The organism is Aeromonas sp. HMWF017 (assembly GCF_003061465.1).
GTDB classification, from domain to species: domain Bacteria; phylum Pseudomonadota; class Gammaproteobacteria; order Enterobacterales; family Aeromonadaceae; genus Aeromonas; species Aeromonas veronii.
This window is the reverse complement of the sequence record NZ_QAJD01000128.1, coordinates 1-9,401: the sequence shown is the minus strand read 5'-3', so window position 1 is coordinate 9,401 and position 9,401 is coordinate 1. Positions and strand designations below refer to the sequence as shown.

Sequence of the window (9,401 nt, the reverse complement as noted above, 5' to 3'; positions counted from 1 at the left end):
CACTTCAGACAGACGATGGCAGCGAGTGTACCACAGGGTGCTGAGGGCAGGATGAATGGCTGGGGTTTCAACAAGCAGTGCCTGGAGCCAATTCGCCTAGCTCAGCAGGCTCTCGATCACGATAGCCTGACGGGCGGGGGCCGAGCCCGCCAACAGCAGGGCGTGGCTGACCACATCGTCGATCATCGCCTGCGCCAGTCGGGTTAGGGGGCGCAGGGTCTCCCGTCCGCTGCCAACCGGCACCGCCAGCAGAATGATGGTCTGCACCGGCCCGATTTGAGAGCCCCACTCGATGGACTCTTTGCAGCTAAGCAGGGTCAGCGCTGGCTGGCTAATCCCTTCGCTCAATACATGGGGCATGGCAAGGCCCGGGCGAATGATGGTGGCCGAGACCTGCTCGCGCCGCTCTACCGCGGCGGTCAGTGTGGCGCGGTGGGTGACCAGCTCGGCGGGCAGCAGATCGATCAGATGCTCGAGCGCTTCGGCCTTGGTCAGCGGTTCGGGGCTGTGGGCCAGCTGGCGCAGGGCAAAATGGTAGTCGGGCAGGGCGTTGGCCAGTCGCAACTCCGCCAGCGCGGCGGTGCGCGGGCGCACCAGCGGTTGACCCAGTTCGCCGCACCAGCAGGTAAAGGCCATGTGGGCCAGTTCGGCATCGCACCCTTCAATTTGCAACTGGCAGAGATCGCCGGGCTGGGTGGCGAGGGTCAACAGGGAGAGCTGGTTGCTGGCGGCAACGGTCTGACGCCGGGTGAGGTTGGCGCAACGGATGGTGGATTTGAACATCCCCGCCAGCCGGTTCAACTGCTTGGCCTGGGTGATGCTCAACCCCTGCTGGCAGTAGAAGGTGATTTCGCGGGTCAGCATCAGGCCGGGATCGGCAGGGCCTTGAGTACGGCGTTGGCATCCAGCAGCACGGTTTCCAGTCTCACCTGATGGATGGTGCAGCCGAGGAAGCGCTCTTTCTGCTCAATCTCGATATCGGAGGCAATCAGCACCAGGTCGGCGCTGGCAATATCGCGGGCGGTCAGCATGTTCTCCATGCCCATGGCGCCCTGTGTCTCGACCTTGATCTTGAGTCCCAGCCCAGTGGCGGCTTTTTGCAGGGCATCGGCAGCCATATAGGTATGGGCGATACCGGTCGGGCAAGCGGTGACGGCGACGATCTTCATCTGCTCTCTGTGATGCTGACAAGGGGGAGCAACAAGATAGCGCCAGCGGGGGGCTTTTACCAAAAGTCCATATGAAAAGTGGGATCTTGATGGGGATATGCCCGTCCCTTGAACGGCAATGCAGGCTGATATGGGCTAGTTGGGAGTGGGGGTTCCCCAAAAAACAAGGGCCACCCCTGTGGGTGACCCTGAACAATCTGCGTCTGTTGTTATGGCTATCAGGCGGTCTGGGCGGCCAGCTCGGCGGCTTTCAGTTCGCGCTTGATGCGGCGGATCTTGCGCTCCTCGGCGACCGCGACACACCCCATCAGTACCAGACAGGCGGCGGCTGCGATATCCAGCGCCGCGAAGGTGCCGCTCCAACCGGTCAGACCGAAGATGGGGGTGCCATCGGCGATCATGCCCAGACCCAGTTTGGCGAAGCTGTCACCAATCAGGTAAGCGAAGGTGCCCTTGACGCCATCGGCCACGCTGATGCCCTGCTTGGGGACGAAGCCCACGGCGGCGACGCCGATCAGCAACTGCGGACCAAACACCAGGAAACCCAGGGTGAACAGGGAGCCCAGGAACATGAACTGGGTGGTGGCGTGCTGGTAGAGACCCAGGGTGGCGATGATCAGCGCCAGTGCCACGCAAGCCACCAGACCACGACGGCCATTGGCCAGATCGGAGAGGTAACCCCACATCAGGGTGCCGACCAGTGCGCCCACTTCGAAGAAGGTAAAGCCCTGAATGGCCACGTCTTTGGAGAAGCCCAGCTCCTGGTGGGCATAGACGGTGGACCACTGGTCGATACCGATACGCACCACGTACAGGAAGATGTTGGCAAAGCAGAGCAGCCAGATCACCTTGTTGAGCAGCACGTACTTCACGAAGATCTGCCACTTGGTCAGCTTCTGCTCCTCGGTGGCGATATCTTCTTCGCTCGCTACTTCGTCAAACAGCTCTTCCACCTTGCCAAGGCCGTAGGCTTCCGGCGAATCGCTACCAAAGCGCAGGCCGATAAAGCCGACGATCAGCGCGATGATGGAGGGGAAGATAAACATGCCGAGCACGTTGCCATCGAACAGGTAGTTGGCACCGAACAGCGCCACACCGGCCGCACCGGCACCGCCCACGTTGTGGGAGAGGTTCCACATACCCAGATAGGTGCCGCGCTTGTTGCGAGGGGTCCACTTGGTGATGGTGGAGTAGCTGCACGAACCGCCACAGCTCTGGAAGAAACCGCTCAGGGCGTAGAAGAAGATCATGAAGTAGAGGCTGAAACCTGTGCCGCCCATGCTGGCACTGAAGCCCAGCATGCAGAGTGCGGAGAGGATCAGCATCAGCGGCAGGAACTGCTTGGTGTTCTTGCCGTCGGCATAGTAGGAGACGATGGTCTTGCCCACCCCGTAGGTGATGGAGAAGCCAAGACCGATCATGCCGAGCTCGGTCATGGAGAGACCGTACTCCTGGATCATGTCATTTTGCGCAATGTTGAAGTTCTTGCGGATCAGATACATGGTCAAATAGCCAATAAATACAACCAGATAAGATTGCATAAACGGCTTGAACCAGAGCTTGCGCCGGGCTTCGACCGGCAGGTCCAGGGTGGGGACCCGGACCTGTTGGAGCAATTTCAACATCTTCGTTCATCCTCTGCGAGATAGACGGTATTTCCGCCGCGCCCCTCATTTGTAGATGGGTTGTTCGAGGTCACGCCACGGAAGGGGGAACGGAACGTCGGGGCTGTCAGCCGTTGCTGCGCTCGACGCTCCATCCATATAAACCCGGGCCCGGCACGGGATGACGGGGCTCATTGCCCGTCGCGGTGCGGGTCACGACATCAGGTGGAGTGACTCTAATAAGAGGGGCCAAAAATGGCTTGAGAGCCATCCCTAGCGGGACTAGGAAATTTTCCTAGTTTTTGCGCTTTCGCGGACAAAGCGTGAGAAACATCACACCGCTGATACCGGATTGCTGCCATTTCAGCCAGTTTGGCGCTTTGTGCGAGTGCTGGGCTGAGGAGGGGAGAGGCAAGAAGGGAGCCAGGGAAAGGCAAGGAGAGAGGTGAAGGGAGAGACGAGGAAGAGTGCTTATCGACCACCATTTCTCGGGGGGAGATATTGGGAAATACGGCTCGCCAGCCATCCCAAAAACAAGAGGCCACCCCGTGGGGTGGCCTCTTTTATGCTCTACGAGCCGCGATGGCGAGGGGCACTCAGGCCGCCTTGGCCAGGGTTACCTCGTCACTCTTTTTTACCCGCAGCTTTTTCAGGGCAACCGCGACCACGCCGGTGACGATGGCACCGCAGATCATGCAGAGCAGGGCCAGCAGCGGCTTGTTGACGGCACCCAGCAGGGCCACGATGGGGCCACCGTGGGCAACGCTGTTGGTGATGCCGAACAGGAAGGCCATCACAGCGGCGGTCATGCTGCCCAGCACGTTGGCCGGAATGACGGCGAGCGGGTCACGGGCGGCGAACGGAATCGCACCTTCGGAGATACCCACCAGACCCATGGCACCGGCGGCTTTGCCCGCTTCGATCTCGGACTCGTCAAAGATGCCGAGCTTGCGACCGAGCACAGTAGCCAGCGACATGCCAAGGGGCGCGGCCGGGATGGCGCAGGCCATGGCACCCATGAACTGGGTCTGACCGGAGGCGATCATGCCGACGGAGAAGAGGAAGGCCACCTTGTTGACCGGGCCACCCATATCAAAACCAGCCATACCACCCAGCACGATACCCAGCAGCACCAGACTGCCACCGCTCATGGAGAGCAGCATGGCGTTGAGGCCAGTCATCATGTCGGCAATCGGAGCGCCGATGATGAAGATGAATACCGCAGCGATAAAGAGCGACCCGACGATGGGGGCGATCAGGATCGGCACCAGCGGTTGCACCATCTTGTGGTACTGACGGGTGGCAATCCAGCGCACCAGATAGCCGACCAACAGGCCTGCAATGATGGCACCGATAAAGCCGGTACCGGCGTCAGCGCCGTAGAAGCTGCCGTTGTTGGCGATCCAGCCGCCGATAAAGCCCGGTGCCAGTGCCGGACGGTCACCGATGGCGTAGGCGATATAGCCCGCCAGAATGGGGATCATCAGGGTGAAGGCGGCCACACCCACGTTGAGGATCTGGTTCCACATGCTCCCTTCCGGGATCTGCATGCCGCTCGGGGTCGGGTTGCCGCCGATGGCCAGTGCCAGCGCAATCAACAGACCGCCGGTCACCACGAACGGGATCATGTGCGATACGCCGTTCATCAGGTAGCGATAGAGATCGGAACTGCCGCCCGCACTCTTCTCTTCACCCTTTTTATCTTCTTTGCCGGCCACATAGGCGGGGGCTTTCAGTGCCTGCTCGATCAGACCCTTGCCATCCTTGATGGGGGCCTTGACGCCGGTCTTGATCAGCGGCTTGCCAGCGAAGCGGGCCATGTCCACCTGCTTGTCGCAGGCGACCACGATGGCGGTGGCGCGGGCAATCTCGTCCACGGTCGGGCTGTTCTTGACGCCGATGGAGCCGTTGGTCTCCACCTTCACCTCATAACCCAGCTCGCGAGCGGCGCGCTCCAGCGACTCGGCCGCCAGATAGGTGTGGGCGATACCGGCCGGGCAACCGGTGACACCGATGATGAAACCCTTGCTGGTGGTCGGGGCCGCGCTCTGCTCCTCTTTCTTGGCCAGCAGCAGCGCCAGCGCATCGGCCGGGGTGTTGGCCGCCAGCAGCTTGGCGATAAAGCCCTCTTCGATCAGCTTGCCGGAGAGCTCGGCCAGCACCTCGATATGGTGATTGGCGCCGCCATCGGGGGAGGCGATCATGAAGAAAATGTGGGACGGCTTGCCATCTTCTGCGCCGTACTCGATGCCGTTGCGGCTGATGCCGATGGCGACCGCCGGGTTGCACACCGCCGCACTCTTGGCGTGGGGCAGGGCGACGCCCTCCTCAAAGCCGGTGTTGCCCAGCTCTTCGCGGGCCCACAGATCCTTGATAAAGGCCTGCTCGTCGCTGACCTTGCCTTGCGATGCCAGCAGGCGGGCCATCTCGGTGAAGACCTCTTCCTTACGCGTCGCTTTCAAATCGAGATTGATCAGATGTTCATTGATCAAGGTGGTGATCATGGCGCTCTCCCCGCTTCCGGTGACGGAAGCTATGCGTGAGTACGTATCGACGTACTGGATAAAAATGACCTGATCATTATCGCGGCTCGCCCGCCCCCTCCCTATCGGACAAATGTGCTAATCACTGGATTTTTGTGCGCAGTAAAACGCGATGTGATGAAGATCCCGTTTTCAGGCAGGACTCACCATTTTCAGGTCATTGCTGATTTTTTCTTTAAAAACAAATAAATGGATTGTGGTCGGCCACGTAACCAGGTTTGTAATGCGTCATATCAATAAATTAATCACCAGCGGGGTCTGGATTTATATGTGGTTTTAAGGCGTGATTAGATGTGACCTTTCTCACAAAAATTCGCAGTTTCGTCGTGCGGATTAGGATTTTTATGCGCCTGATGGCGGAGGCCAATCGCATTGGCTGGGCGAGCGCAGAGGGGTGTTGTTTGGGAAGAAAGTGTGGTGGCAAGAGAGGGATGGCTGAAAAGAGAGAGGTGATAACGCGAACGTTCGAATACGCTGCGCTATTCGAACCTGCGGATTACACAATATGCGCCACCGACCCCAGCCAGTTGGGAACTTGTTGCCGATACCACTCCAGATATTGCTGTGCCTGCGGCTTCTCTCTTCTGGTCAGCAGATTGGTGACCTCAATAATCAGCCAGCACTTGGCCATGACGAGATGGCGGAGCAACCGGTCGCCAGAGAGCAGCGAACTGTGGCGCAGATAGCGTTCAATGATGGTTTCATACTCAGCCAGCGAACCCATCCGCGGCACCAGCGGGGCCAGATCGATGGCCGGACTGCCATAACCAAATCGCTCCCAGTCAAACAACACCAGCTCACCATTGTTGCGGGTGCCCCAGTTGCCCTCATTGCTATCTCCCGAAATCAGGCATGACTCCTCGAATAGTTCGTGACCAAGTTGCTGGATATGGCGGATCTTCTCGTTTACCGCTTCCGGCAGGCAGAGTACAGAGAGCGCCTCGTTGGTGTCGGCGAGCGACCAGCCGTGAGTTTTAACCGCAAAGTCGGGCTGATAGTTGGCGTTATGCAGGCTGGACAGCTGAGCAAAGGTCTGTTCGTTGTGGTGCAGCTGCGTGAGCGTGACCGGATGAGGGATCTGCTCAAGGAACAGGATCTCTCCTTCGGCCCTGAGCAGGGCAGGTGTGTTGAGCCCGCTCAAATGCGGGGCTGCACGTTGGTAGAAATGGCGCTCGACAGGCGATGCGCCGCTTTTTCTGATACAGGGCTTGCCATCCAGCAGCTGGATATTTGCCGAAGCGCCCCCCATTTTCGCCAACTCCTGTTGCGTCATCCTCTACCCCGTTAGCTATGAGTAGTCAGTTGGGTGAGATAGCTATTTACCGCTGTGCGAGTCGTGAAACGGTGCTTGTCGTTTGGGAATCGATCAAACAGCTCGTGATGGAATTGGCGGGAGCTTTTGCCGGCTCGTTGCCCATATTCCGATGCCCACACCAGCAGTTGTTGAAAGTTCTTTTCCGCTGCCACTGCATCGCGCTGTTTGGCACTTTCCGAGCCACGCAACAGCAGCGAATCACGGCATACAGACCAGTCGAGATCCAGAAAGAGCAGGGTATCAGCGGCATCAAGCAGTTGCTCGGCTAGGGCACCAAATACCCCTTCGACCACCCATGAGGGCGCTTGAGCAAGTGTTTGAATGGCATGGTCAATCTCATGCTGGGGCCGTTTTTGGTTAAAGCCGCCCGGTTGCCAGACGATGGTGTCAAGATTGACCTCGCGGATAGTTAACCCCTCAGCCAATCGAGCCGCCAACCAGCTTTTGCCCGATCCCGAGTTGCCAATAATCAGAATTCGTTTCATCTATGAGTGCTCTTTTCTGGAACAGATATCTGGAGGCTGGAAAGTAGAGGTGCAATCAACGTAGTGAATTGCACAGCTTATTCGGTTGGAACGAATACAGAGCGGAAGGTAGAGTTTATTACGCGAATATCAGAATATGCTCCGATATTGGAAAAACATTCCTTGAGCAACAAGGTCGTTATACAGTCCAATCTACCAAGTGTTCAGCATTCAATATAACATTTTTCACTGTAGGCATAAGGATCATCTCTCCAGCAACAATCGTGAAGCTAAATCGGTACTCCTTTTCTGTGGAGAAAGATGGCGGCTTAACAAAAGCCATATCTGAAATTTTTTTCATAAAGTGTTCTATCGTAAAGTCGCTGGCGTCAGATATATGAACCTCACGACTTAAGTAAGATACAGGTTCATGTCGGCAGTAAATTGACAGATTTTCTAATGATATATTTTGATCGACGATGTGATTACCTGAGTGACGTCCGGATAGAATACGTGCACGGAGTAGTTTTGAAAGTTCAATTCCAAGGCTATGAGCTTTTGATGCTGTCATATACCAACAGTCATCGTAATTTGGAAATAGTCCAATAGCATCTCGCTTTTTTCTAACGCGTGATACGCAAAAAATAAATCCGTTAAGAGCTTCTCGATGTATTCTTGCTCGAGTGTCCCGTATCTTGAGTGATTTTTCTGTACGTTCAATAATATGAAGATTCTCTATGGCTGCGCTCATCCGCCCCATGATTCTTGGTTGGTTCTCATCTCCTCCTACACTAATTACTCCCTGTAGGATGAAATTGAACCATTTAGGCTCAATCTCAACTGTTCCGTCAAAATTGAGTACAAAAGAGTATTTACCTTCACCATCATCGACGATTTGATCGCTTTCTATATCTCTATACTCATATAATGTACCCAGCTTTATTGTTTTTCCAGTTTTCAAATTGTCCTTTTTGTAGCAGTTTTTTGCTAGAAGCATTCTCATTACTCCATTTTAAATTAAGATGAGTATCCCTAGAGTTTTTTTATAAACGATCTTGTAAGGCCATGGGTTTAACTTTTACAAAGAACTTACTATGGCGAAATGTTGTGGGATAAATTAGTAAGTTGATATGTGTATCTCATAAGGCGACTTTCAAAAATTAAATTTTCCACCCCTGCCATTAATCACTATGATAATTAATTGCCCAACAGTTTACATCGACTTTTACTGCCATTGGAAATAGCTGTACACATCGTCGTTATTAAATCCATCTACATTCTGGCTGTAGAATACAAGCGGTGTGACCTCTTGTGTCAGACCTGTAGATTAGTGCTACGTAACCGGACGTTCGCGAATGTTTTATCAATATCTCGCTTATTGGGCTTCGTTTCGCTCAGCGCCAACCTACAAACACCACGCTACCGCCCGTGGATTACAGCCTCCAGCCTGCTGCGGTTATCCGGCGATGTGGTGGATGGCGAAACGGCTGCACAGGGTTATCTCTGCAAGAGTGGTTGCCAAGTGAGGCATATTAATCGAGAGAGGGGCAGGGGGAAACCGCAGTCGGGCAAAAACCTGCCAAAGATCAACAAATTACTTATTAAGTGACTGCTATCTGACCGCTTGGCACAGCAGCCGCAGACAGAGCTTCATCTCTTGCCGGGTGCTACCGCCACTCAATACTCCAGAAACTTCTCCCCGCAGCGTTCGCAGATCAGATGTTTTACATGGGTGGCCTGATAGGCGAGGGTCTGGCCGAATACCGCATTGGTCAGGCTGCTGGAGCGAAAGGCTTGCCAGAAGGCTTTGCGCGGATCCTTGGGCATGATGTCCTGGCTGTGATCGCGGGCGACCAGCACCACGATATGGCGGGTACGCTCCCTGCATTTGTCACAGCGATGGATTTCACTCGGCGGGTTCTGGTCGTGCGTGTGGCTCATAAATGGGCTCGTGAAGAGAGTGGACGCACATCATATTCCTCTTCACTTGGCTCTCAATCTCTCCTTGCCGGCGCAGTGAGCAGCCTCACGTTTTGCGCTGCTGCAGGCTTGCCCAGCCAGCTCAGGCCGACTCCCGCTTCTGCGGTTTGCTGGTGAGCGGTGATGATATGGCGGGTGGGGCGAGCTCGGGCGCCCAGCCAGTTCAGGCCGACTCCCGCTTCTGCGGTTTGCTGGTGAGCGGTGATGATATGGCGGGTGGGGTGAGCTCGGGCTTGTCCAGCCAGCTCAGGCCGACTCCCGTTTCTGCGGTTTGCTGGTGAGCGGTGATGATATGGCGGGTGGGGTGAGCTCGGGCTTGTCCAGCC

8 protein-coding genes are annotated in these 9,401 nt (G+C 56.1%); all 8 read right to left on the bottom strand.

What is annotated here, in order from left to right; all coding sequences use genetic code 11:
* Positions 1–96 precede the first annotated feature (96 nt).
* Positions 97–864: a PTS sugar transporter subunit IIA gene (locus DBR30_RS12535; RefSeq protein WP_108541614.1), complete on the bottom strand. Its 768-nt coding sequence runs from the start codon at positions 862–864 to the stop codon at positions 97–99.
* Positions 864–1,169 (bottom strand): PTS fructose transporter subunit IIB, encoded by a 306-nt coding sequence (locus DBR30_RS12530; protein ID WP_005334611.1) that lies wholly within the window; start codon positions 1,167–1,169, stop codon positions 864–866. The genes DBR30_RS12535 and DBR30_RS12530 overlap by 1 nt, the downstream gene beginning before the upstream one ends.
* A 218-nt stretch (positions 1,170–1,387) precedes the next feature.
* Positions 1,388–2,794: a hexose-6-phosphate:phosphate antiporter gene (gene uhpT / locus DBR30_RS12525; RefSeq protein ID WP_108540823.1), complete on the bottom strand. Its 1,407-nt coding sequence runs from the start codon at positions 2,792–2,794 to the stop codon at positions 1,388–1,390.
* A gap of 575 nt (positions 2,795–3,369) precedes the next feature.
* Positions 3,370–5,277 carry a PTS fructose transporter subunit IIABC gene (locus tag DBR30_RS12520; RefSeq protein ID WP_108540820.1) on the bottom strand — a complete coding sequence of 636 codons (1,908 nt, stop codon included), beginning with the start codon at positions 5,275–5,277 and terminating at the stop codon, positions 3,370–3,372.
* A 535-nt stretch (positions 5,278–5,812) separates the two neighbouring features.
* Positions 5,813–6,589 carry a phosphotransferase family protein gene (locus DBR30_RS12515; protein ID WP_258224421.1) on the bottom strand — a complete coding sequence of 259 codons (777 nt, stop codon included), beginning with the start codon at positions 6,587–6,589 and terminating at the stop codon, positions 5,813–5,815.
* Between the two features lie 11 nt (positions 6,590–6,600).
* Complete coding sequence (locus DBR30_RS12510) at positions 6,601–7,116, bottom strand: AAA family ATPase (protein WP_108540815.1); 516 nt, start codon at positions 7,114–7,116, stop codon at positions 6,601–6,603.
* A 178-nt stretch (positions 7,117–7,294) separates the two neighbouring features.
* Complete coding sequence (locus DBR30_RS21085) at positions 7,295–8,092, bottom strand: hypothetical protein (protein ID WP_139460411.1); 798 nt, start codon at positions 8,090–8,092, stop codon at positions 7,295–7,297.
* A gap of 680 nt (positions 8,093–8,772) precedes the next feature.
* Positions 8,773–9,036, bottom strand: coding sequence for a hypothetical protein (locus DBR30_RS12505; protein ID WP_108540812.1), 264 nt, complete (start codon positions 9,034–9,036; stop codon positions 8,773–8,775).
* Between the last annotated feature and the right edge of the window lie 365 nt (positions 9,037–9,401).